The 23,389-nt window shown below is 75.0% G+C and carries 20 protein-coding genes and 1 pseudogene; 5 read left to right on the top strand and 16 right to left on the bottom strand.

Annotated features, from left to right (window positions below):
• Position 1: 1 nt before the first annotated feature.
• The 5 genes from ABZY91_RS28085 to ABZY91_RS28065 all read right to left on the bottom strand — a co-directional run bounded on the left by ABZY91_RS28085 (position 2) and on the right by ABZY91_RS28065 (position 7,406).
• A complete protein-coding gene (locus ABZY91_RS28085) occupies positions 2 to 2,767 on the bottom strand; it encodes a hypothetical protein (RefSeq protein WP_355405758.1) in 2,766 nt (921 codons plus the stop codon).
• Between the two features lie 95 nt (positions 2,768 to 2,862).
• The gene (locus tag ABZY91_RS28080; protein ID WP_329876481.1) at positions 2,863 to 3,978 is read right to left on the bottom strand and encodes an AAA family ATPase; all 1,116 of its coding nucleotides are present in this window, start codon (positions 3,976 to 3,978) and stop codon (positions 2,863 to 2,865) included.
• Positions 3,979 to 4,054: 76 nt separating this feature from the next.
• Positions 4,055 to 5,485: a VWA domain-containing protein gene (locus ABZY91_RS28075; RefSeq protein WP_355405744.1), complete on the bottom strand. Its 1,431-nt coding sequence runs from the start codon at positions 5,483 to 5,485 to the stop codon at positions 4,055 to 4,057.
• Positions 5,482 to 6,930, bottom strand: coding sequence for a hypothetical protein (locus tag ABZY91_RS28070; protein ID WP_355405757.1), 1,449 nt, complete (start codon positions 6,928 to 6,930; stop codon positions 5,482 to 5,484). Before ABZY91_RS28070 ends, ABZY91_RS28075 begins: the two co-directional genes overlap by 4 nt.
• Positions 6,900 to 7,406: a hypothetical protein gene (locus tag ABZY91_RS28065; protein WP_355405756.1), complete on the bottom strand. Its 507-nt coding sequence runs from the start codon at positions 7,404 to 7,406 to the stop codon at positions 6,900 to 6,902. The genes ABZY91_RS28070 and ABZY91_RS28065 overlap by 31 nt, the downstream gene beginning before the upstream one ends.
• Before the next feature lie 286 nt (positions 7,407 to 7,692).
• Between ABZY91_RS28065 and ABZY91_RS28060 the strand changes: the two genes are divergently transcribed.
• Positions 7,693 to 8,700: a hypothetical protein gene (locus ABZY91_RS28060; RefSeq protein ID WP_355405743.1), complete on the top strand. Its 1,008-nt coding sequence runs from the start codon at positions 7,693 to 7,695 to the stop codon at positions 8,698 to 8,700.
• A 47-nt stretch (positions 8,701 to 8,747) separates the two neighbouring features.
• Here ABZY91_RS28060 and ABZY91_RS28055 read toward each other — a convergent pair whose 3' ends face one another.
• Together ABZY91_RS28055 and ABZY91_RS28050 are read right to left on the bottom strand one after the other, a co-directional pair.
• Positions 8,748 to 9,146 carry a DUF1801 domain-containing protein gene (locus tag ABZY91_RS28055; RefSeq protein ID WP_329876487.1) on the bottom strand — a complete coding sequence of 133 codons (399 nt, stop codon included), beginning with the start codon at positions 9,144 to 9,146 and terminating at the stop codon, positions 8,748 to 8,750.
• A gap of 110 nt (positions 9,147 to 9,256) precedes the next feature.
• Entirely contained in the window at positions 9,257 to 9,925 is a 669-nt protein-coding gene (locus ABZY91_RS28050) for a hypothetical protein (RefSeq protein ID WP_355405742.1), read from the bottom strand.
• 128 nt (positions 9,926 to 10,053) lie between these two features.
• Between ABZY91_RS28050 and ABZY91_RS28045 the strand changes: the two genes are divergently transcribed.
• Positions 10,054 to 10,965 (top strand): glutaminase, encoded by a 912-nt coding sequence (locus ABZY91_RS28045; RefSeq protein WP_329876610.1) that lies wholly within the window; start codon positions 10,054 to 10,056, stop codon positions 10,963 to 10,965.
• Between the two features lie 328 nt (positions 10,966 to 11,293).
• On the opposite strand, the gene ABZY91_RS28040 is transcribed toward ABZY91_RS28045, so the two are convergent.
• Positions 11,294 to 11,734 carry an NTP pyrophosphohydrolase gene (locus ABZY91_RS28040; RefSeq protein ID WP_355405741.1) on the bottom strand — a complete coding sequence of 147 codons (441 nt, stop codon included), beginning with the start codon at positions 11,732 to 11,734 and terminating at the stop codon, positions 11,294 to 11,296.
• Between the two features lie 168 nt (positions 11,735 to 11,902).
• A pseudogene (locus ABZY91_RS28035) lies at positions 11,903 to 12,648 on the bottom strand (aldo/keto reductase).
• Between the two features lie 193 nt (positions 12,649 to 12,841).
• Between ABZY91_RS28035 and ABZY91_RS28030 the strand changes: the two are divergent.
• Positions 12,842 to 13,324: a LysR substrate-binding domain-containing protein gene (locus ABZY91_RS28030; protein ID WP_355405740.1), complete on the top strand. Its 483-nt coding sequence runs from the start codon at positions 12,842 to 12,844 to the stop codon at positions 13,322 to 13,324.
• A 174-nt stretch (positions 13,325 to 13,498) separates the two neighbouring features.
• Here ABZY91_RS28030 and ABZY91_RS28025 read toward each other — a convergent pair whose 3' ends face one another.
• Entirely contained in the window at positions 13,499 to 14,296 is a 798-nt protein-coding gene (locus ABZY91_RS28025) for an MHYT domain-containing protein (protein WP_329876493.1), read from the bottom strand.
• 688 nt (positions 14,297 to 14,984) lie between these two features.
• Here ABZY91_RS28025 and ABZY91_RS28020 point away from each other — a divergent pair.
• Positions 14,985 to 15,440: a hypothetical protein gene (locus tag ABZY91_RS28020; protein WP_355405739.1), complete on the top strand. Its 456-nt coding sequence runs from the start codon at positions 14,985 to 14,987 to the stop codon at positions 15,438 to 15,440.
• Between the two features lie 147 nt (positions 15,441 to 15,587).
• On the opposite strand, the gene ABZY91_RS28015 is transcribed toward ABZY91_RS28020, so the two are convergent.
• Positions 15,588 to 16,385 carry an SDR family NAD(P)-dependent oxidoreductase gene (locus tag ABZY91_RS28015; RefSeq protein ID WP_355405738.1) on the bottom strand — a complete coding sequence of 266 codons (798 nt, stop codon included), beginning with the start codon at positions 16,383 to 16,385 and terminating at the stop codon, positions 15,588 to 15,590.
• Positions 16,386 to 16,514: 129 nt separating this feature from the next.
• Here ABZY91_RS28015 and ABZY91_RS28010 point away from each other — a divergent pair, with 129 nt between their 5' ends.
• Positions 16,515 to 17,006 (top strand): MarR family transcriptional regulator, encoded by a 492-nt coding sequence (locus ABZY91_RS28010; protein ID WP_355405737.1) that lies wholly within the window; start codon positions 16,515 to 16,517, stop codon positions 17,004 to 17,006.
• 111 nt (positions 17,007 to 17,117) lie between these two features.
• Here the strand turns inward: ABZY91_RS28010 and ABZY91_RS28005 are convergent, their stop codons facing one another.
• The 5 genes from ABZY91_RS28005 to ABZY91_RS27985 all read right to left on the bottom strand — a co-directional run.
• Positions 17,118 to 18,212 carry a chemotaxis protein gene (locus ABZY91_RS28005; RefSeq protein WP_329876502.1) on the bottom strand — a complete coding sequence of 365 codons (1,095 nt, stop codon included), beginning with the start codon at positions 18,210 to 18,212 and terminating at the stop codon, positions 17,118 to 17,120.
• A 77-nt stretch (positions 18,213 to 18,289) separates the two neighbouring features.
• Complete coding sequence (locus tag ABZY91_RS28000; protein ID WP_355405736.1) at positions 18,290 to 18,922, bottom strand: hypothetical protein; 633 nt, start codon at positions 18,920 to 18,922, stop codon at positions 18,290 to 18,292.
• A gap of 220 nt (positions 18,923 to 19,142) precedes the next feature.
• A complete protein-coding gene (locus ABZY91_RS27995; RefSeq protein ID WP_355405735.1) occupies positions 19,143 to 19,781 on the bottom strand; it encodes a hypothetical protein in 639 nt (212 codons plus the stop codon).
• 216 nt (positions 19,782 to 19,997) lie between these two features.
• A complete protein-coding gene (locus ABZY91_RS27990) occupies positions 19,998 to 21,500 on the bottom strand; it encodes an MFS transporter (protein ID WP_355405755.1) in 1,503 nt (500 codons plus the stop codon).
• A gap of 325 nt (positions 21,501 to 21,825) precedes the next feature.
• A partial coding sequence (locus ABZY91_RS27985; RefSeq protein WP_355405734.1) for an FUSC family protein occupies positions 21,826 to 23,389 on the bottom strand: 1,564 nt, incomplete at its 5' end.

The following is a 23,389-nucleotide window of genomic DNA, read 5'->3' as shown; positions in this document are numbered from 1 at the left end:
CTCAACTCCCGGACAGCAGCGCCGCCAGGGCGAGGGCCGTGTCCGGGTGGCGGCCGAGCAGCGCCGTGCCCGCGGGGCCGGACTCCGCGGGCGCCCACCCCCCGTCGCAGCCCAGCAGGCCGGCCAGCGCGTCACACGTCCCGGGGTGCGCCGCGAGCAGCGCGGCGCCGACCGGGCCGCCGCGCCGGGAGATCCCGGCCGCGGGCGGCACCGGCTGCGCCCGCCACGGCGGGACCCAGGTGTCCAGTGCCCCCGGCCGGCCGGGGAAGATCCGCCCGGCCTCCCGGATCAGCAGCGGTGCGAGGTCGGCGCCGTCGGCGCGCAAGGTGCCGATCAGGGTCGGCAGCCAGGGCAGCAGCACCGGGTCGGGCAGTCGTGCGAAGGCGTTGGAGACCGCCTCCACCACGAAGTCGGCCAGCCCGGGGGCCGGCTCCAACGCGTGCAGGAACCCGCTGAGGTACCGCGGATAGGAGGGCAGCACCAGCGGGTTGGCGAGCAGCTCGTCACACCGCTCCCGCAGCTCGGCCCGCGTCAGCCCGCCGAGCTGCACCCGGGCCGCCCAGAGCAGCGCCGTCCTGGACGGGTCCTGCGGGTGCGACTGCGCGACGGCGAGTTCCAGCTGCGTCCGGTCGCAGCCCAGGGACAGGGCCAGGTCCTCCATGCTGAGCAGGAAGCCCAGCATCGCCGCGACCTGGCGGACGGTCGCGTCCTCGTCGACGAACGCCGTCGGCAGCAGCGTGCAGTAGTGCGCGTACCCGGTCCTGACGAAGGACTCGATCCACCCGGGCAGGACCGGCTCGGCGGTCCGGTAGTGCGCCAGCAGCCGCCGGACCCGGCGCAGCACCTCCGGTGCGCCGTCGACCCCGCGCTCGGTGGCCAGCACCTCCAGGGCGCGGGTGCCCAGCTCCTCGGCGAGGCGCCGGCTGCGCAGGTAGAGGGTGGCGTCCTCGACCGTCCGCAGGACGGTCCCCGCCGTGGCCTGCGGCGCGTTGGCGGCGCGCCGCAGGCGCTGTTCCAGGACCTGTTCGACGCTGACGCCCTCGTAGCCGAGCTCGATGAGCGCCCGCTGGTGGGTGCCGATCGCCACGTCCCAGGACTCCTGGATGGGCCGTTCGCCGAGCCGGCGCTCGCCCATGATCGGTCGGGCGGCCTCGTGCGGCAGCAGTTGGCGCAGGATCCAGAGGAGGTCGGAACACCGCTCCAGCTCGGGGCGGGACGCGACGTCCAGCAGGGCCCGCTTCACGCCCCGCTGCTCCAGGTTGAGGCCGAGCGGGGCGAGGCGGTCGTGGACGTCCCGGGCGAGGGGCGGCAGCGCGTCGTAGCCGACCTGGCCGACCCGGTCGCCGCCCATCATGATCTCGACCAGCCGGGCGACGTCGCGCCGGCCCGGCACGGTGTCCTTCTCGATGCAGGTGACCGCCGCGTCCTGGAAGTCGTACGGCGTGGGCCTGGCCCGGTCGCGCAACCCGGCCAGCAGGATCGACGTCTCGAACACCGCGATCGCGTCGGCGGTGGAGGCGAGGTAGCCGTTGCGGCGGGCCGCGCGCACGATCTCCACGGACCAGCCGAGGAGTTCGGCCTCGTCCAGGGCGTCGAGGACGGGCGGGCGCTGCAGGAAGCCGGACAGCTGGTCGGAGGCCGGTGCCGAAACGGGGGGCGCGGGTGCGACCCCGCGGGCCTTGGCGGTCGACTTCCTCGCGCCGGGCCCGCCCGCCAGGCGGTACGGCTGCACCCGGGTGCGCTTGAGGTTCTTCGTCCACACCGTCGCGGCGATCGACACCGAGCCCGCGGCCAGGCCGAACTGGGCCTCGATCGCCGCGTGGCTGGAGGGGATGAGGCCGTGCCGCCACGTGGTGGCCGTGCGCGGGCCGATCTCGAACCCGGCACTGCCGTGGACGCCGAACTCGGCCACGCGGCTGGCCGCGTGGAACGCGCCGCAGACGTACAGGCAGTCGGCGGGGTCGGTGCCGGTGGCGGCCAGGTGCTCGCGCATCCTGGTCCACATGTACCGCTCGCGGTCCTCGTCCACCCGCACCCGCCGGACGTCGCCCGGGGCGAGGCGCCGGAACAGGCTGCCGATCAGCAGCATGACCTGCCGGTACGTGTCGTGGTCGGCGTCGCCGAGCGGCAGCTCGACGTACTGGTGCCACCACTCCGACCAGTGCCGGACCTTGCCGTGGCGCAGCAGGTGCTCCTCCAGTTCGGCGAACCGGGGCCGCAGGTCGCCGATCTCCACGCCGACCGCGTCGCCGTGCAGCGCGGCTTCCGGTTCGGCCGCCGGGGCGTCCGGGTCGGCCGGCCCGTCGGCGGCGGCGTCGCGCGGCTCCCACTGGAAGACGTGGTCGCTGGAGCGGTCGACGAGGACGAGTTCGACACCGGGGGTGTCGAGGGCGTAGGCGATGGCCTGGTACTCGGCGGACGCCTCGGTGATCGGGGCGACCACCGACAGCGGCGCCCAGTCGGCGGGGAAGCCCTCGATCTCGCTCGCGAACGCCTGCACCGCCACCGGGAGCCGGCAGTTGCGCAGTTCGGCGAGGAGCGGCGCCATGTCCTCGCACAGCTCCAGGTAGACCACCTTGGGCTGCTTCTCCCGGAGCCGCCGCGCCATCGCGACGGCCGAGGCGGGGGAGTGGTGGCAGACCGGGAAGATCTCCAGGGGTTCGCGCACCGCGCGGTCGATGTCGTCGACGAGGCCGAGCAGGATGCCCTCCAGGGCGTCCGGTCCTCCGGCGAACGACGCCGCGGCGTCCTGGAGTTGGGACCGCAGTGCGTCGAAGGTCCCTTCGTCCGCGGAGCCCCCGCCCCGGGCGGGCGTGCCGGCCCCCGCCCCGGCCCTGGTCGTCGCGGCGGTCTTCGCGGCGCTCACGCGAGCGTGGCGATCGTGTCGCGGCCGCCTTCGAGGAACTCGGGCCAGGCCCCGCCCTCCGCCTTGCTGCGCGGCTCGACGACACCGTGCAGGTACTTGTTGAGGATGGCGAGGTCCTCCGGCTCGCGCCGGGCGAGCGACCCGACGAGCGAGGAGGCGAGGGTGCGGGCGGTCAGGGTGCGCTCGCCGAAGAAGGTGCCGTGCAGGACGGCGTCCTCCAGCACACCGATCTGCTCGGCGGTGGACAGTGCGGACTCCAGCTTCTCGTCGTCACTGCCGGCCGCAGCCGCGGAGGCGCGCAGGTCCGCGAAGGACTGCAGCAGGACGTCGAGCAGGGTGGGCGGCACGTCCAGGTCGATCTGGTGCCGGCGCAGCAGCTCCTCGGTGCGGAAGCGGACGATCTCCGCCTCGCTCTTCCGGTTGGTGACCACCGGGATGCGGACGAAGTTGAAACGCCGCTTGAGGGCCGAGGAGAGGTCGTTGACGCCGCGGTCGCGGCTGTTGGCGGTGGCGATGATCGAGAAGCCGGGCTTGGCGAACACGATGCCCGCGTCGCCGGTGAGCTCGGGCACCGAGACGTACTTCTCCGACAGGACGGAGATCAGTGCGTCCTGGACGTCGCTCGTGGAGCGGGTCAGTTCCTCGAAGCGGCCGATCGCGCCGGTCTCCATCGCGTTCATGATCGGCGAGGGGATCATCGACTCCCGGGACTGGCCCTTGGCGATCACCATGGACACGTTCCACGAGTACTTGATGTGGTCCTCGGTGGTGCCGGCCGTGCCCTGGACCACCAGCGTGGAGTTGCGGCAGATCGCGGCGGCCAGCAGCTCGGCCAGCCAGCTCTTGCCGGTGCCGGGGTCGCCGATCAGCAGCAGTCCGCGGTCGGAGGCGAGCGTGACGACGGCGCGCTCGACGATGCTGCGCTCGCCGAACCACTTCTGCCTGACCTCCCGGTCGAGGCCGTCGGAGGGCTCGGAGCCGAGGACGAACAGCCGGACCATCTTCGGGGAGAGGCGCCAGGTGAAGGGCTTGGGGCCGTCGTCGATCGACTCCAGCCAGTCGAGCTCGTCGGCGTACTTGATCTCGGCGGGGGCGCGGAGCAGGTCGGACATCAGCGGACTGCCTTTCCGGGGTGTCGGTACGGGGTCGTGCGGGGGTGGTGCCGGTGGAGCGGGGAGGCGCTCGGCGTTACCCGAGGAAGTTCTTGAGCTCGTGGACGAGCTTGCGGATGTGACCCGAGATCACCGGCGTGCCCTGGTCCTTGAAGCGCTCCCGGAACCACGGGTTGACGCTGGCCCGGCCGGCGCTGGTCACCGAGCCGACCGGGATGAACTTCGCTCCGGAGCGGTGCACGGCGGCCATCTGCTCGAAGAGCTGCTCGCCGTTCCACTCGTAGAAGTCGGAGATCCACACCACCACGGTGTTGCGGGGCTCGGCGATCTTCGGCTGGGCGAGCGCCATGGCGACGGTGCCGTCGGTGCCGCCGCCGAGGTTGGTGCGCAGCAGCGTCTCGAAGGGGTCGTGCACCCACGGCGTGAGGTCGACCGCGCGAGTGTCGTACGCGACGAGGTGGACGTCCACCCTCGGCAGCCCGGCGAAGATGGAGGCCAGGATGGTGCAGTTCACCATGGAGTCGACCATCGATCCGGACTGGTCCACGACCACGACGAGGCGCTGGGGCGTGGTCTTGCGTGCGGTGTGACGGTAGTACAGGCGGTCGACGTAGAGCCGTTCCTGCTCCGGGTCCCAGTTGGTGAGGTTCTTCCAGATCGTCCGGTCGAGGTCGAGGTTGCGGAAGACCCGCTTCGGCGGGACGGACCGGTCCAGCGCGCCGACCGAGGCCTTCTCGACCTGGGTGCGCAGCACTTCGGCGACCTCGTCGACGAACCTGCGGATGAGCGCCTTGGCGTTGGCGAGGGCGACGCCGGACAGGTTGTCCTTGTCGCGCAGCAGCTGTTCGATCAGCGACATGCTCGGCGTCAGCCGTGCGGCGAGCCCCGGGTCCGCCAGGACCTCGCGCAGGCGCATGCGCTTGACCAGGCCCGCCTCGATGTCCGCGAGTTCGGGGCCGATCCACGGGATGAGCGTGGACAGGTCGGGGGCGCCACCGTGGCCGCCGGGGTTGGTGCCCGCCGCCGTCCCGCCGGGGCGGGTGCCGCGCAGTTCGCCGGGCCGGCAGCCCAGCGCGCGCTCCAGCCAGCCCGCGTCGGCCTGCCAGCCGGCCAGCTGTCCGGCGGTGACGGTACCGGAACCGGTCGCGAAGACGTTCAGCAGCACCTTCGACACCAGGGCCGCGCGGCGGACCTCGGCGGCACGGTCCCGCCCGTCGGGTTCGGACGCGGTCTCGGGCGTCATCAGGCCGTCGAACTCGCCGGCCAGCTCCGGATGGCGCTGCACGATCGAGTCGACCGAGGCGGCCGGGTCCAGCAGGGCGGCCGGCAGGCCGGACTCCTCGACGACGGCCAGGCTCGCCGACTCCAGCGCGGCCTGCTCCTCGGGGTCGAAGAGCCGGGCGAGCAGGCGCCAGTACAGGACCTGCCGGCGGTTGGCGTCACCGTCCGCCCCGGAGTCCGGCGTACGGTCCGGGCCGAGGACGGGTTCGGTCGTGGGTCGGGTCATTTCCGCAGCAGCTTTCCGGCCCGCTCGCGCAGGGCCTGGACGGCGTCGAGGGCGGCCTTCTCCCCCTTGAGGCCGGTCTTGTCGGCCGTTCCGCCCGCCCACGCCCCGGCGTGCAGCGCGACGGTCTTCCGCTTCACGGTGGTCTCGACGGCGAGGGGCTGGACGCTGAACCCTCCGGCGTCCCAGCGCAGCAGCCCGATGCACGCGCTCGACGCCGCGACGGCCTGCGGGGTGAGCGGCCCCGCGGTCGGTATGCGGTCGGTGTCGACGGTGATCCGGTGCCCGGCGAGGGCGAGGGTCAGCGTCTCGCCGTCCTGCTCGACGGCGTAGCCCTCCAGGAGGACGGGCGCCGCGATCCGTGCGGGGTGCCGGTCCAGCGGCGCGGTGGGCGCGACGAGCGCCGTGGCGAGGACGACGCGGGCGGTGGCGAACGGGTCGGCGCCCGTACCCGGCCGGGCCGCCGCGTCGTCCCAGAGCAGATCCCCCTCGGCGGTGACCGGCATGGCGGTCAGGTCCATCGAGAGCCCTTCGCCCGCGGCGGCCAGCAGGGACAGGTGGGGGCGAAGGAGCTGCCACACACCGGCACCGACGACCGTGTCCGGCTTGGGGACCGACACCCCGGCGCGGACCAGGCGGGGCGCGCCTCCGTCGGCGGGTTCGAACACCGCGTGGACCTGGACCTGTGCGGCGGTCGCGTGGGCGTGCAGGTCGACGCCCAGCGGCAGCAGCCGGCCCGTCACGACCGCCGGCGGTGCGGCGGCCGACGGGGCGCCGACGGCGCCCGGCTGCGCGAGCAGCATCGCCCGGGACCACAGGTCGGCCCAGCGGCGCAACGGCACCTGGTCCAGGGCGGCGCCGGGGCAGGACGCGGCGAGTTCGGCGGCGAAGCCGTCCAGCAGTGCGGCGAGGCGGCGCACCCCAGGGTCGGGCAGCAGGGCGGAGACCACCGGTGCGGCGCCGGCGACCGACTCGTGGTCGATGCCCTGCCACCCGGCGCGGGCCAGGTCGGCCAGCCAGGAGCGGGCGGCCGCGAGCAGGTTGGCGGCCGGGCCCGAGCCCGCCGGGGTCACCGCGGCCGGGCCCGCGGCCGGATCGCCGGTGGGAGGCCGGCCGGTCGCCTCGCCGATCCGGTCCGTCAGGGCGTCGTGGACGGCGCCCAGCAGTGCGGTGCGGGCCGCGGCGAGGACGGTGAGGTGCTCCTCGCCCGCCGCACCGGCGGCGGCCTTCCCGGCCGCTTCGGCGACCCGGTCGGCCAGCGGTGATCCGGTGACCGCGTCGGCGAGTGCGGCCAGGCCGGCGGCCTGGGCGGGGCCGGGCCGGCGCAGGCCGCCGACCAGGGCCCGGTCGAAGGCGTCGACCGCCGCCAGGGCCTCCTGGAGCCCGGCGACCGGTTCGGTGAGCAGGTCGACGCGCATCAGGCCACCGCCCGGCTCGACGGGAACCAGTGCAGCTCCGGCAGCGGCGTGGTGGTCGGCGCGAGTTCGAGGTAGGCCAGTTGGCGCAGGAAGCGGCTGAACACGCTCGCGGCGGCCGATCCGTCGGCCTTCGGCGGGCGGGTGCCGGTCATGGTGCGGGTGATCTCCGGGCCGCCCGGTTCCGGGGTGCCCGCGTCGACCCGCAGGTAGCGGGCGACGCGCTCGCCGCCGTACTGCAGCACCGCCTCGTCGACCAGTGCCGCCAGGTGCTTGCAGAAACTGCCGTACGCGCCGCCGCAGGGCCGGTTGTTGTTGGTGCTGCAGGTGAACGCGAAGTCGCCGGCCGCGACCGACGAGACGTAGACCCGCCCGATGTCCGAGCCGCTGGACACCACGCCTTGCAGTCGACCGTCCGTCAGTTCCACGAACGGGACCTTGGCGAGCTTGCGCGGCCGGGCGGGCGCGACCACCTGGGCCGTGCTCGACTCCTCCCGGGAAAACGACACACCAACTCCTTGCACTGAGAGGGTTTTCGCGCCGGAGCGGCGCTGTACGGAGGAACCTATCGGGGGCCACTGACAACGGCCGCCGCCCCCCTGCGCTGCGGAAACGTTCCCCCCGCTCCCTCTCCGGCCTCCACTGCCCGCCTCCCGTTCCCGGCCGACGTTCGGGGGCGCCCGGCGCGGCGGACCGGCGGAAAAACCCTGTCGCCGAACGTGGTCGCGCGGTTATGGTGAGTGACATTCGGGTCGTGTGCCGGTGGGAGGACCAAGAGGGCGGGAGGGCGCGGCAGTGGCGGTCACGGAGGTCAGGGTCGGTCGGGACAGGGTCAGGCTGGACGTGGAGGGGCTCTGCGGTGCCCGCCTGGCGCCGACCGGCTCGGTGGTGCTGCCGGAGCACGTCGAGGTCTACCGGATCGGGGTCGGCTGGGGCGAGCCGGTTCCCTGCTCGGAGGCCGACCGCGCGCGCTGGGAGGGTGCCCTGCGCACCTTCCTCGACCGCCTGTCGCGGGCCCTGGAGGAGGTGTACCGGGCGCACGGTGGCCGCAGCGCCGTCATCGACCTGGCCGAGGGCTCACGCGCCTGGCACGGCATCGGCCGCCCGCGCCGGTGGCCGGGCCGGCAGCGGCGGGCCACCGAGCGGTCGGTGCACGCGCAACAGGTCTTCGCGCTGGAGCTGCACCGGGTCACCGAGCTGTACCGGCCGGTGCGGGCGGAGCTCGAACAGCGGGTGGCGGAGGCGCTGGTGGCGCGGAAGGCGGCCGAGGAGGCCCGCCGGCGGGAGGAGCGGCGGAGACGGGCGGTGCTCGACGGGGTCGCCGCCCGCGAGGTGTGGCTCTACCGGCCGGCGGGCCGGGGCGAGCCCGTCCGCATCCACCGCTCCGACATCCACCGCTCCGACCTGCCGGCGGCGGAGCCACCTGGGGCACCCGAGGGCCCGCAGGACTCCGCGAGCCCCTCCCGGGGCCCTCTGACCGCAAGGGAACTGGCGACGGCTCTGCGGGAGCTGGTGCGCGCCCCCGACGGCAGCGGTGACTTCCGCTGGGACGAACGGGCCCGCGCCGCGACCGAGGAGGAGTGCCGTGCCCAGGACGTCGCCGTCACCTTCCACGACTGGTGGCGCGAGGTCACCGGGAACCACTGGCGCGCGGGTCCGGAGGGCCCGCAACCGGTGGTCGCGAGTCCCGGAACGAGGGGGTCGAGCCGAAGCCACGGCATCGGAGGCACCGGTGTGTCCGGATCCGGCGGCTACTCCGGCGGCCACGGACTCAGCGGGTTCGGGGGCTTCGGCGGCTACTGAATCCACGCCGGCACCCCGCCACCCCAGCCACGCCGCCACCCCGGCTCCTACCGGTCGCGCTTCAGCACCCGCCAGCCACCGGCCCGGTTGTCGGCGACGATCTGCCGGAACATCGCCAGCAGCGCCGCCTCGTTGACCGCCCCGCCCTCCCGGACGGCCACCGTGCGGGCGGTCTTGTTGTCGTGGCCGCCGGTGACGATGCCCTCCGGGTCGGGCACGATGCCGCCGTCGTAGAGGAACACGTTGACGTGGTCCTTGGCCGCGAGCAGCGCGCAGATGTTGCCCTGGAGCACGAAGTACGGGACGACGGTCCGCTTGACGGTCTCCGCGACCTCCGGATCGGCCTCGTGGACGAGGTCCCTGACCCGCCGGCAGATCTCCTGCTGCCAGCCGGGCAGGGCGTCGATGTAGGCATCCACGCGGGGATCGGTCTCGTAGCGGGCCATGGCGCTGCTCCTCGTGCCGGTGACGGACGCGCTGTCCCGGACGATTCTGCGCCCGGCACCGGCACGAGCCGGTGAACACCGCGCCGTCCCTCGGGTCGGTGCCGCGGCGGTCAGACCTGCGCCGCGTACCGGGTCAGCCCGGCGCGGACGGCGACGTCCACGGCCGGCTCCAGCAGCAGGGGCGGGCGCCCGTCGTCCCCGGTGCCCGCCGCGGCCAGCAACTCCGCCACCACGGAGGTGTCGACGGTACGGACCTCGGCGCGCCGCAGGTACCGGACGAGGGCGGCGGTGAACACCGGCTCGTCCGCGCGCTGCACGCCGGCCAGGCCGGTCGCCTCGTCGACGAACGCCTCCTCCGAGCCCAGCCATTCGGCGGCCCCGGACAGCCCGTCGTCGTGGACGGCGGCCGGGTAGGGGATCCGGTGCCAGGCACCGTCCTCCCACCAGTAGAGGAACCCGAAGAGGTTGCCCCGGGCGTCCTCGCGCAACTGCTCCGAGGGCAGCCAGTCCGGGCCTCCGGCGAGGAAGTCGATCTGCCGGCCGTCGACGTGGGTCACGCTCCCGTCGGAGTCCTGGCCGCAGAAGACCGCGTGGCCGTCGTCGAGCACGGTGACACGCCACCAGTAGGACCCGCCGGTGGCGTCGCACCACACACCGTGCTCGTCCAGCCAGTAGCCCTCGGGGTCGCCCTGGGCGGCCTCCAGCAGGGCGAGGGCGACGGCCCGCGCCCACACGGCGTCCGTGTGGTGCAGGTCCTCGGGCCGGCTCGGCCTGTGCATGGTGGTACGCCCCCTCCGTCGGTGACGCACAGCCTGCCACACCCCCTCATCCGGCGGTCGGCCCCGGACCGGGTGGACCCGGGTTCCCGCAGGTCGACGAGGTCGACCAGAATGGCGGCGTGGAAGAAGTGGACTACCAGGTGCTGTTGCACGAGGCGATGGAGGCGGCCCGGCGGTCGCCCCTGCGAGGGCGGGTCGCCGACTACATTCCGGCCCTCGCGAAGGCCGACCCGGCGGCATTCGGGATGGCGATCGCCACCGTCGACGGGGAGGTGTTCGGGGCGGGGGACTGGCGGCACCCGTTCTCGATCCAGTCGGTGTCGAAGCTCTTCACCCTGGCGCTGGCACTGGCCGAGGGCGACGACGGACTCTGGACCGGCGTGGGCCGCGAGCCGTCCGGCAACCCGTTCAACTCGCTGGTGCAGCTGGAGTCCGAGCAGGGCATCCCGCGCAACCCGTTCATCAACGCCGGCGCCCTGGTCGTGACGGACCGGCTGCTGAAGCTGACCGGGGACGCGGTCGGGGCCGTCCGGGACTTCCTGCGCACCGAGTCCGGGAACCCGGCCGTCGCGGTGGACGACTCGGTGGCCTCCTCGGAGGCGCAGCACGGTCACCGCAACGCCGCGATGGCACACTTCATGGCGAGCTACGGGAACCTGCGTAACCCGGTCGACAGCGTTCTCGCGCACTACTACGCGCACTGCGCGATCGAGGCCAGCTGCCACGACCTCGCGCTGGCCGGACTCTTCCTCGCCCGCCACGGGGTGCGGGCCGACGGTTCGCGGCTGCTGTCGCGCAGCGAGGCCAAGCGGATCAACGCGGTGCTGCTCACCTGCGGTACCTACGACGCGGCGGGCGAGTTCGCCTACCGGGTCGGCCTGCCGGGCAAGAGCGGGGTCGGCGGCGGGGTGCTGGCGGTGCTGCCGGGCCGGGGCACGGTCTGCGTCTGGAGCCCGGGCCTGGACGCCGCCGGGAACTCGGTGCTCGGCGTCGCGGCCCTCGACGCGCTGACGACCGCGACCGGCTGGTCGGTGTTCTGATCCGGAGGCCCGCGCGGGGTACGGCCCGTACCGGGGACGGCGCGTGCGCCACCGGTGCGACCGCCGGCGCACGGGTGTGCCCGTCCGCGTCGCAGCCACGGGAACGGCGCCCCTGCGGCACCGTCCAGGTGGTGTCCGCACGGCGGTCGACGGTCAGGTCGCGGTTGTCGGCGGTGCCGAGGGCGACGACGTCGCCGCCGACCGGCGCCGGGCCGACCCCGGTGGCGGTGACCTCGCACTCCCCGCCGTGCCGCCGCGCCGCCCTGCGTCCCCGGCTGCCGACAGACGGCGGTCGCGCGTCGGGCCGGTGGCGTCGGCCGCACGGGGCTCACGCCGGGCGGACCGCCCGGGGGCCGACGACGTCGGCGCCGAGCGCGGTGACCCTGGCTCGCAGTCCGCGGTCCGCGGTGACGACCAGGCACCTCCGCCGGGTCCGGTCGGTCAGGGCGTTCCCGACGAGGTCGACGATCCGGTCGTCGCCGCTGCCGGACGCGGCCTCGACCCGGACTCCGGGGACCGGGGCGACGCCGCGCGCGGCGCCCTCCACGACGAGGACCACCTCCAGCGGCCCGGAGTGCGCCCACGCCGGGCCGCCGGCAGGTGACACCAGCCCGCCGACCGCGATGCCGGTCAGGGAGTCGCGCAACCGCTCCGCGGCGCCCCGCCGGTCGCGCCACCAGCCGTCGGGCACCGACCCGACGACGTTGGCGGCGTCCACCAGCAGCAGGGGCACCTGCCCGCTGCTCTCGTCCGTGTCGCCCTCGTCCATGGTCCGAAAGTCTTCCACGGCACGCCCCGACGCCTCCGTCCGCCGCCCGACTCCGCCGGAACCTCACCCGTCGGCCGCCCGCACCGAGCTCCCGCGCGACTTCTCGGACGCCACGGACCGGCGGTCGGACGAGCCTGTCCGGGGCGCGGCGGCGCCCCGAACGCGATCTCACCCCGCTCCCGGCGTCGCTGCGGGCGGCTGCTCCGGGCCCGTGAACGGTCCGGCGAGGGCTTCGAGTTCGTCCGGGCGGAGGACGAGGCCGGCCGCCGCCACGGAATCGCGGATGCTGGCCGGGCGACGGGCGACGGGCGACGGGCGACGGGCGGCGGGCGGCGGGCACCGGGGATCGGGACGACGACGGGGGAGAGCGCGAGGAGCCAGGCGAGGCCGACCTGCTGCGGGGAGACCCTCGGTGCGGCGGCGATCCGGTGGAAGGCGGTGCGGGCCGCGGTGTCCTCCGAGGGGTCGTCCAGGACGCTGCGGGCGAGACCACCGAGCGGGTTCCAGGGGAGGAACGCGAGGCCCAGCCGTTCACAGAGCCGCAGTTCGGGCTCGCCGCCGCGCACGGCGGGCGAGAACCGGTTCTGCACCGAGACCAGGTCCGGGCCGAGGACGTCCCGGGCCGTCAGGATCTGCCGCTCGTCGACGTTGGAGATCCCTGCGGCCCTGATCTTTCCGGCGTCCAGCAGTTCACGGGCGGCCAGGGCCCGGGCGACCAGCCGCTCGTTGTGGCCGACCTCGTCGGCGTGCTGGTGGTAGGAGTCGGCGGTGTCGAGCAGGGTGACGCCGGCGTGCAGCGCGGCGTGCAGGGTGGTGAGGGCGGCGTCCGTGTCGGGCCGGCCCTCGACCGAGAGCGGCATCGCGCCGAGCCCGATCGCGCCGACCGTCCGGTCGCCGAGGGAGCGCTGTCGCACGGTCACGCCGCCCTTCCGCCGGACACCCCGGCGCCGTGGCCGTCGCGGCCGTGGCGCTCCTCGGGAGCGTAGGAATCCCCGCGGTCCCCGAGCCCTCCGAACTCCCCCGGCCCTCCGAGGGCTTCGAGGACCTCGCCCACGGCGCCGTCCAGCCACTGCGCCGTGGGGGAGAACCGCAGCCCGAGGCGGCGGCGTGCCGGTTGTCCATCGGGTACCAGCGGTCGAAGGAGAACGGCGAGCGGTCCGTCTCCCCGGCCCGGCGGTAGCGCGGCGTGGTGCCGAGCCGTTCCGCGATCAGCTCGCAGAGCGCGACCGCGTCGACCGGCCCGTCCGAGCAGGCGTTCACCGCGGCCACGCCGCGCTCGCCGGCTTCGAACTCCGGGTCGCGGGCTCCACCACCGACTACTTCCTCGCCCGGTCCCTGGTGGCGGCGGGCGTGGGCGTGTCCCTGGTGCCGTACGTCGCGCTCGATCCGGCACTCCCCGGTACTCGGGTGGTTCCGGTGAGGCCGCCGCGTCCCGCCCGCCACTTCGGGATCGCCCGGGCCCTGCGCAGCCGCCCCCACCCGTACGCCGAGGCCCTGGCCGCCCTCCTCCGCGAACACGCCGCCCCGGCCTCCCCGGGCGAGGGCCTCGCGGCCCCGGCCGCGTCCGGCGCCGTGCCCCGGACGTCCTGACGCCCCGAGCCGAGGCCGTCCGGCTCTGCGGCCGGAAGGACAGCACCGTCGGGTACGACGGCCCGGCACCTCCTCCGGCACGGACTTCAGTCCGATGCGGCGCATCGACCGGTGCCGGCGGGGACCGGCGTCCGGGCGCACGACGGGTCGAACCGCCGTGCGCCCGGTTCCGGGTCAGTCGCGCCGGTCGAACAGCCGGACCGGGATGGGTTCCGGCCGAGGGGCCGGGCGACCCGAGAGGGAGGACTCCTGCGGGGAGAGCATGAGCGCGATCCCGCCGAGCGCGAGGAGGACGAGCACCGCCACCGCGAGCGGGGTGATGAACTGCGAGGCGGGCAGGCCGGCGGTCGGCGTGCGGCCGTCCAGCACGACCGAGACGGCGGCCATCCCGGTGTAGTGCATGGCGACCACCGCGACGCCCGCGATCAGCGCGGAGGCCAGCGAGGCCAGCAGGCCGGTGATGTTGAGCGTCATCCACAGCGCGGCGGTGGCCGCGAACACCGCGATCGCGATCGAGGCGGCGACGACGAGCGGCTGGTACGAGACCTGCCCCTGCACGTGCATGGCGGCCATGCCGAGGTAGTGCATCGCCGCGACGCCGAGACCGGTGACCGTCCCGCCGATCAGCAGCGTCCCGGCACTACGCGGTCGGTAGCCGACGTAGAGGATGCCGAGGCCGACCACGCCGATCGCCAGCAGCAGGCTGCACAGCGTCAGGGGCACGTTGTAGAGGATCGTCGATCCGGTGACGTTGAATCCGAGCATCGCCAGGAAGTGCATCGTCCAGATGCCGCAGCCGATCTCGGTGGCGCCGAGCAGCAGCCAGCCGAGGCGCCGGCGCGGCGGCAGGTCGAGGGCGCGGACGGTGCACCGAAGGCCGAGAGCGGCTCCGGTGCAGGCGACCAGGTAGGAGAGGACCGGGTTGATCCAGCCGTAATGGAAACCGTCGATGGGGGCGGTGTGGAGGTGCATGCGGTACCTGAACTGACGTGTCGCTGATGGATGGTGGGAGGGCACGCGCGGCGCGCGACCCGGCGGCTCCGGGGGACCGGAGAGGCGCGGGAGGCGTACGGGAGGGGCGGGAATCCCGAGGGGAACCGGAGTCGGCGCCGGTACCGGCGCCGGTACCCGGTCCGGGCCGGGGCGGTCCACCGGCAGCCGGTGGAGCGGGGCCGGACGCGCGCAGGCGTCCGGCAGGCTGCGATCCGGGCACGGTTCTCCTCGACGACGCTGATGACCCCGGCGGCCCGTCAGGCGTCGAGGGTCACGAGCGCCACGGAGTGTCGGCAGGCGGGAGCGGGCTCCGGAACGTACGGAGCGGACACGGTGCGACGTTCGTCGTCGGACGGGCGCCGTGACGGGAAGCCGTCTGCCGGGCCTCACGTGCGGGTACATACTATCGACCCGCCGGTCAAGGGCTGTACGGGGGGTACGTCTACGGAGGATGTCGCGCGGGCGTGGCGGTGCGACCGCGTCCGCGACGCGCCGAGCGGGCCCCGGTCGGCCTGCCCCCTGGCGCCCGCACGCCGCCCCGACCGTCGAACGTGCGGTCGACGCCCCGGCCGGTCGGTCCACCGGTCGGTCCACCGGGCCTGCGCTCCGGATGGTGAAGCTGCGGGAACGGGACACGGGCGGCCCGGTCTTGGGACATGATCGGAGGGTGTCGACCCAGAACCAGTCTCCGCCGCCCCCGACCGCCTCCCTGGTCTTCTGGGCCGGGCGGTGCGACCACCACGCCCGGACCGTCGAGCTCGAACTCGCCCGGTGGGGGCATGAGTTCCCCGACGGACCACCCGACGCGGAGGACTCGCTGATCCTGCTGCGCCGTACCGTGGGGGAGCTGCGGTCGGACGCCGGGGCGGACGCCCTCCATGCGGACGGTCTCCGGGCGGAGGCCCTCGGCGCGGACCGCCTCCGCGTCGCGGATCTCCTGGAGCGGGCCGCCGGTCCGTTGGAGGCGGCGCGGCAGTTCACGGCCCGCACGCTCTCTCCGGCGTTGCTGCCCCTGATCGCCCACCACCTGCGCACCGCGGGCGCCGCCCTCGCCGCAGCCCGGACCTCCGTGCAGGCGGGTGCTCCGGCGGCGGGTCCGTTCCCGCCGGGGCCGACGCCGTAGGGCGGTCACGTCCGGCCGGGCGCGCGGGGCGGCCGTGGCGCCCCCGGCCGCCGCCCGCCCCGCCTGCCCCGCCCGCCTCCTTCCCCCCTTGTCGCTTCCTTCTCTCCCGGCTCCCTTCCTGGCCGGGTCCGCCCTGCCGCGCGGGCCTCAGCCGGGGAGCATGGCGCGCCGGCCGGGCGCCGCGGAGGACTGCATGGTCATGCCGCCGTCGACGACCAGGAGTTGGCCGGTGAGGTAGCGCGACTCGTCGGAGGCGAGGAAGACCATGGTGTGGCCGATGTCCTCGGGTGTGCCCAGGTAGGGGAGGGCGTTGCCGTTCCTGAGCGACCGGATGACCTCCGGGGGCAGGTTGTTCTCCAGGGCGGGGGTCATGACCGCACCCGGAGCGACGGCGTTGCAGCGCACGTGCTGCGGTCCGTACTGGACGGCGATCGACTTCGTGATGCTGACCACGGCCGCCTTGACGGCGCCGTAGGAGGTCTGGAGCACGTCGCCGACGAGGGCCGCCACGGAGGCGGTGTTGACGATCGAGCCGCCGCCGGCGCGGATCATGTGGGGCACCGCGTGCCGGGAGCCCAGCAGGGTGCTGCGCATGTTGAGGGCGACGGCCCGGTCGAACTCGTCGAGGTCCATGCGCAGCAGGTCCAGGTCCTTGCGGGGATCGGTCCCGCCGACGTGGTTGCAGAGGACGTGCAGTCCGCCGAACTCGCGGACGGCGGCGGCGACCATGTCGGCCACCGAGCCCTCGTCGGTGACGTCGACGGTGACGGGCAGGGCCCGGCCGCCGGCCGCCTCGACGAGCCGGGCGGTCTCCTCGGCGCCCCGGGTGTTGTGGTCGGCGACCACGACGAGGGCGCCCTCGCGGCTCATCAGCTCGGCCGCCGAGCGTCCGATCCCGCTCCCCGCGCCGGTGATGACCGCGACCTTCTCCTTCAGGCGATCCATGGCCAGGTCCTTTCGTCGTTCGTGCTGGTGCGGTGGTTCGTGTCGGGCCGCACGGGCATGATGCCCATATTGTGTAGCGTACATATGATGTGCACTATGCACAAAGAATCTGCGGAGCGGAGGACCGGAATGAGTGAGCACGAACGTCGGCTGGGTGAGCTGGAGCGTGAACTGACCCTGCTGTCCCGCCACTTCGTGGCGGCCCGTGGCCCCCGGATCGGCCAGACGCTGGAGCGCTCGGCCTACGTCCTGCTCACCCGGCTGGAGGCCGGTGAACCGCTCACGCTGAAGGAGCTGGCCCTGACGTTCCACGTCGGGGTCTCCACCGTCAACCGCCAGGTCGGGGCGATGCTCCGGGCCGGCCTGGTGCAGCGGATCCCCGATCCCGCCGGAGGGACGGCCCGCCGGTTCCGCCCCACCGCGCTCGGCCTGGAACGCCTGACGGCCGACCGGGCCGTCAGCCGCGCGGGCACGGCCCGCCTCATCGAGGCCTCCGGCTGGCCCGAACCGCAGACCGAGCGGTTCCTCACCTTGCTGGTCGAGTTCAACCGGAGCATCGAACAGCTCGAAGGGCTCACCTGGTCCCGCCCCGCCCGAGCGGCCGGCCCGGCCGACCGGTGACGCCGGCGGACGGGAGGGCGAAGGCCGTGCACGGGCACGACGGCGCCGGCCCCGCCCTGCGGGTGGGCAGGACGGGGCCGGGAGCGGCACGAACCTCAGAACCTCAGGAGCTCAGTACCGCAGGACCGCGGCGATGTGCCCCATGCCGCTCAGCTTCCCGTCCGGGACGAAGTCGACCTGGGCCCCGCCGTCCAGCGCCTTCTCGATGATCTCGTCGACGATGTCCTCACGGGCACCGGCCTCGCCGTCGGTGGCCGGGACGAGGTGTTCGCCGTCGTCGCGGACGGTGGCGCGGTAGTCGTCCTCGACGACCAGCCGACCGATCCGCCCGTCGCCCGTGGTCTGCCACACCTCGTCGAGCCCGGCGGCCAGCAGCTGGCGGCCGCGGGCCTGGTCCAGCTCGGCCTCCGCGTTCGCGGCGGCCCGGTCGGCCTGCTGGGCGAGGGCGGGCCGCACCGCCTCCCGGAGCGCCTGGGCCGGCCCTTCGGCGAGGCCGCCCACCGCGACCGTCGCCACGGGGCCGGGGGTGGCGGTCCAGAGGTCCTGGAAGAGGGACAGCGCGTGGGCCTCGCCCACCAGGTGGAACGGGCGGGGGTCCTCGGCGAGCACGTCCCGCAGGCCCGCCTCCGCCTCACGGAAGAACTGGCGGGTGGCCTCGTCGCTGAAGGTGCTCGGCAGGTCGCCGATCCGCTCCTTGCGCTCGGCGTCCGGGTCCTCCAGGCTCCGGGTGAAGGGGAAGCTCCCGGACTGTGCCTCCAGGCGGTCGCCCGTGCCCGCCCACAGGCTGATGCGGTCGGCGGCGAGCGCCAGGACCCAGTAGGGGCGGTCGGCCGCACGGGCGGCGACCAGGTTGCGGGTGAGATAGGAGTCCGACACGACCGTGCGGGCCGGCACGGCCCGGGTCAGCGACCACACCTGGTGCTCGCCGGGCGAGACGAACAGGGCGAGGCCGTCCTCCGCGTGCACGAGGTCGACCTCCTTCAGCGCCTGGTCGAGCTGGCCGGTCACGTCGAGCCGGTCGGCCCGGGAGATCGCCTGGTCCTCGTCGATCCTGGCCCTCGCCTCGGCGACGAGGTTCCGCAGGAGAACCGGGTCCTGGGCGTTGTCGGGCTCCCGGCGGTGGGTCGGCATCAGGATCGAGACCGCCGGGTACGGGCGGGGACGGCGAAGCTCGGCGAGCGTCGCGGTGGTGAGATCGGAACGCATGGGGGAGTACCTTTCGTCAGAACCCGTCCGGCGGGCGTACGCGCGCGGCGGTCCGCTGTCCGCGGTCCGCCGCGGACTCAGTACCTCTGGGCCTTGACCACGACCGGGGTCAGCGGCAGGTCGCCCGGTTGGCGGCTGAACGCGATCGGGTCGGCCTTGCCGCCGGCAGGGATGTTCTCGGCGCCGACCACCGCGGTGTCGACGGTGTTGCCGGACGCGTCGGTGAAGTCCACCCGGACCGCGTAGGAGGCGGTCTCGCGCGTGCTGTTGACGATCGTCACCACGGCCGCGTGGAGGCCGCCGGTGGTGCTCCGCGGTACACCGGTGAGGGTGACGTCGGAGAGCGCGTTGCCGCTGCCCGCCACGCCCTGGAGGACTTCGGTGGCCTTCTGGCGGCTCTGCGCGGCCTGGGCGTCCGCCGACGCCTGGAAGGACGACGCGGCGGCCTGGGCCGAGGCCGAGCGGGAGGAGGCCTCGGCCAGGGCGGACTCCGCCTTCGAGGCGAGTGCGGAGGGCGGCTCGCCGGAGAACGTCGACGGGTTCGGTGCTTCCGTCAGCGTGGGGCGGGCGGTGTCGGTCGGCGTCGCGGGCGCCGACGAGCTGCTGCACGACGCCACGGTGAGGACGACCGCTCCCGCGACGGCCGCGAGGGCCGCCGCAGTTCGCGCCGGCCTGCTTCCTCTGGTGCGGCAGGGGTAGAGCGTTCGCATCCCGTGCAACCTTTCAGCCGTCCGTTCGGCCGCCGGTGGGGGCCGTTCCCATGCTCGGCTCCGGGCGGCCGGGCGACGAACGCTGCTGGCCCATTGGAGTTGCCTCCGCGGAGTCACCTCCGTCCGTCGGGCTCCGCACCGCACGACGGCACCGGCACGACGGCACCGGCACGACGGCACCCTCCCACCGGCCGGCCGGCCGGCCGCCGGTACGGGAGGGTCAGCCGGCGACCGACAGCTCCGGCCGGCGGCTGCCGGGGGTGAACCCGGCCGCGGTGGCGACGGCCAGGGCCGCGGCGGGGGCGAGGTGGCCGGGGTCCTCCAGGTACGCGAGGACGGGCGTCAGTTCGGCCTCGCCGAGGCGCGCCTCGGAGGCAGCCCCGACGAGGGCGTCGAGCCGTGGACAGAACACCTCGCGGACCTCGTCGTAGTCCCCGGAGCGTTCCACGGCGCGCTCGAAGAGCCGGTCCTCGATGTCGTGGACGGATCCGGTGACGGTGGCACCGCGGTCCGGCGGGCACGGCGCGGACGACCACGCGCCGGCGCCGCGCTCCCACCAGAAGCAGAAGGCGATCCGCTCGGTGAGCCCGGACCAGTCCCGGGGGAGCCAGCCGGGTCCGCCCGCCAGCAGCTCCCGCACGTCCTGCTCCCGGCTGAAGTCCACGTCGAACCCGGTGACCACCGCACGGCCCCCCGGCAGCCGGAGCAGCTGCCAGTGGCTGCTGCTCCCGTCGTCGTACTCCAGACAGGGGCCCGACAGCCGGTACCCGAGGTGGTGGACCCCGCCCTCCTCCAGGGCCGCCGTCAGCCCGCCCATCAACCAGGCGTACTCGGGCGGCGGGGGCGTGTAGCGGTTCACGGCGGTGCTCCTGGGCTCGCGGACGGCTCTCCCGGACGGGCTGCGCCCAGGGTCCGCTCCGGGCCGGCTCCGGGCCGGCTCACGGCCCGGACCGCTCCCGGACCGGCGTCGCCGACGCTACCGCCCGGAGCCGACGACCCCGCCGGAGGGGCGCTCCCCCCGGAGGGGCCCGGCGCCGCCCGCGCAGGGGAGCCGGTGAGCCGCCGGCCGGAGCGGTCACCGGCCCCGCTGCGGGCCGATCTCCTCGGTGACCCGGGTACCGGGGTGCAGCAGCGCGCACAGGAACGCGACGGCGAGCGCCGCCGCCATGCCGTACAGCACGGGCCCGTTCGCCTCCGCGAAGTCCGCCCGGATCGCGTCCGTCATCGCGGCCCCGACACCGGCGGGGGACTGGCCGCCGGAGCCGTGGCCGGTGATGCCCGCGGTCACCGTGTCGGCGACCTGGTGCGCGGTGTCGGCCGGGACACCGTCGGCGACGAGGGTCTCCCGCACGTTCCTGGTGGTGGTGTGGAGCAGCACGGTGCCCAGCACGGCCAGCCCCAGGCTCGCGGAGTAGTTGCGCACGGTCTGGGTGATCCCGGTGACCTCGCCGTAGGACGCGTCGATCGAGCGGTTGACGGCGTCCGTCGACGCGGGCGTCAGCAGCAGCCCGATGCCCGCGCCCGCCAGCACGATGTACGGCCACTGCGCGCCGAGCGAGAGGTCGGTGATCTTCGAGGCCCACAGGGCGAACCCGACCGCGGACACCGCCGTGCCCAGCAGCATCGGCGGGCGCGCGCCGCGCCGGTCCAGCATCCGTCCGCCGATCTGCGAGCCGGGGGCGAAGCCGGCGAAGAACACCAGCAGGTAGAGGCCGGCCTCGTTGGGGGACTGGTCCAGCGCCACCTGGGCGTAGACCGAGGCGAAGAAGAACACCGGGACGAACGCGATCATGGCGAAGAACAGCACGGCGTTGTCGGCCGCGAAGGCGCGGTCGGCGAAGACCCGAAGCTTGATCAGCGGGTGTTCGGTGCGCAGCTCCAGCACGCAGAACACCACCAGCACCACCAGCCCGCCGACGATGCAGAGCCAGGTCGCCCAGCTGCCCCACCCCCAGGTCGCCGCCTGCTGGAGCCCGAGCACGCTCAGCCCCATCCCGGCGGCCACCAGGAGCGCGCCGGTCCAGTCGACGGGCTCGCGGCGCGGGGTGTTGCGGATCCGGGCCAGCACGGTGAGCACGATCGCGATCACGGCCACCGGCACGTTCACCCAGAAGATCGCCCGCCAGGTCCAGGAGGTCAGCCAGCCGCCGAGCACCGGGCCGATCGCCGTGAGGCCGCCCGCGACCCCGAAGAACAGTGCCAGCGCCCGGCCGCGCCGCTCCAGGGGGAACACCTCGACCACCACCGCGAGCGCGGCCGGGAACATCAGCGCCGCGCCGAGTCCCTGGACCGCGCGGAAGCAGATCAGCCAGGACTCCGCGGCGCCGCCTGACGGCACCGCGCCGCACAGTGCGGAGGCGATCACGAAGGTGAGGGTGCCGATCAGCATCATCCGCTTGTGGCCGAGGACGTCGGCGAGCCGGCCGCCGAGGGCGAAGAACGCCGCCAGGGAGAGCAGGTAGGCGTTGACCACCCACTGCATGCCGACGGCCGACAGGCCCAGCTCGCGGATGATGTCGGGTGCGGCGATCGAGACGATCGTCTGGTCGATGAAGGTCATCGAGACCGCGAACAGCATGGCCGCCAGCGCGAGCCGCCGGCTCGTCTCGGCGGGCACGGCCGATGCGGCGGGCGCGGGATCCGCCGGGGTGGGGTCGGGCCGCTGGCTTCCCATCCGTTCCGTCCTTCCGCCCTACGGGCCTTCCGGCGCTCGGGCCTGGTGGTGCGCGGGACCGGTCGTGGTGGCGGGGCGGGGGAGGATCCTCGTCGCTCCGGCCGTCACCGGTCGGGCCCGGGCTGCCGTCCGGGCCGAACACCGACCATGCCCGGGCGGCGTTCCGGTGGGGCGCTGCGCCGCGTTCCGGTGGCGGGGATGTCATCCGTGCGGCGGATCGGCCGTACGGTCACGCGGTCGGCCCCGCACCCCGGTCCTCGTCGCGGTCCGGGTCCGGGTCCCCGTCGCGGTTCGGGTCCGGGGCGGGAGCGGTGGCGGGGAGCGGGTGCGGGTCCAGGCGTGCGAGGTCGTGGGTCAGGCCTTCGAGCCAGGCGGCCACCTCGTACAGGAAGGGCGCGCCACCGGGCGGTGGCGGCGGTGGTGGCGGGGGAGGGGTGGCCGGGCCCGGTGCGGCTGTGACCCGGCGGCGCCGGTCCGCGAGCCGTGCCGCCGCGGCCGTGTACGCGCCCGCCACGTGGTCACCGGACCGCAGCAGCCAGGCCCGCTCGGCCGCGTCCGGCCCGGGCCGGACCGGACGCTCCAGGAGCCGGGTGCTGCCGCGACGGGCGTGGTGGCCGGCGATCAGCGCGGCCTGCCAGTCCGGTCCGGGCAGGTCGGCCACGGGCCGGGGCTCGTCCTGGAACTGCGCGTACGCCGACTCCACGACCGGCAGGGCGTGCGTCAGCGCCGCGGTCGGGTCCCGCGCCGTCCCCGGGGTCGCCCCGGGTGCCGGGAGCGGGCCCGTCGCCGGAGCCCCCGCGAGGGCCGCGGTGGTGGCCGTCACCGCCGCCGCGACCGCGTCGAGCAGCATCGCGGTGTCCCGTGGCAGGACCGTCCGCGCCCCGTGCGGCCAGGCGAGCAGGCCGCACAGCAGACCGATCAGGCTGCCGGTGAGGACGTCGAGCAGGCGGACCTCGGCGAGGTGCCAGGAGGCCGGGGCGAGCTGGCCGAAGATCGCGGCGACGACGACCGTGAACAGCGCCTGGGCCCAGCCGACCCCGAGCAGCGGTCCGAGGAAGAACGTGACGGCCATCAGCGGTGGCAGGAGCACCGCGTACACGACGCCGTGGTGGCCGACCACGGCCAGCAGCGCCCCGGCGGCGGTCGCCCCGACCACCGTGCCGGTGAGGGCCAGCCGGATGGTCCGCCCGGTCTGGACGAAGGTCGTCCGGGTCAGGCTGAGCGCGGCGAGCATCGCCCAGAAGCCGTGCGGGAGGGAGACCGCGCCGGCGACCGCGCGCGCCACCGCCAGGGCGAGGCTGATCCGCAGCGCGTTCTGGAAGTACACCGACCGGGGGCCGGCGTGACCGGCGATCCGCCGCCAGTACAGCCTCCCGGTGCTCTGCCCGGCGTACGCGAACGCCGGTCCGCCCACCCACCCGGCGGTCACCGCGCTCCGGCCGCACACGGCCAGGCGGGCCGCCGTGGACAGGGCCACCGCGGCCTCGGCGGTCTCCGCGAGCGCGGCGCGGCGACGGGGCGCCGCGGCCGCGTCCGTGCCGTCCCGGCCGCGCGGGCCGCCCGCCCCGTCCGGGGCTCCCCCCGCGTCCGTCGCGTCGGGCGGTGTGCTCCGGAACGCGCGCAGCGACCGTTCCAGGCGCCGTGGGGCCGGCTCCTCGCCGGTGGCCAGGAGGTGTGACGACTGGGCGGCGCTGCGGGCGATCTCCGCCAGCAGTCCGGCCTCGGCCCTCGGCACGGACCCGGCGCCGGCCGGCGGCCGGGGTGCGGCCGTCAGCCGTGCGAGCAGCGCCCGG

Source organism: Kitasatospora sp. NPDC002965 (genome assembly GCF_040611255.1).
Classification (GTDB): domain Bacteria; phylum Actinomycetota; class Actinomycetes; order Streptomycetales; family Streptomycetaceae; genus Kitasatospora.
The sequence above is the reverse complement of the archived record's forward strand: the minus strand, read 5'-3'. Positions and strand labels throughout refer to the sequence as shown.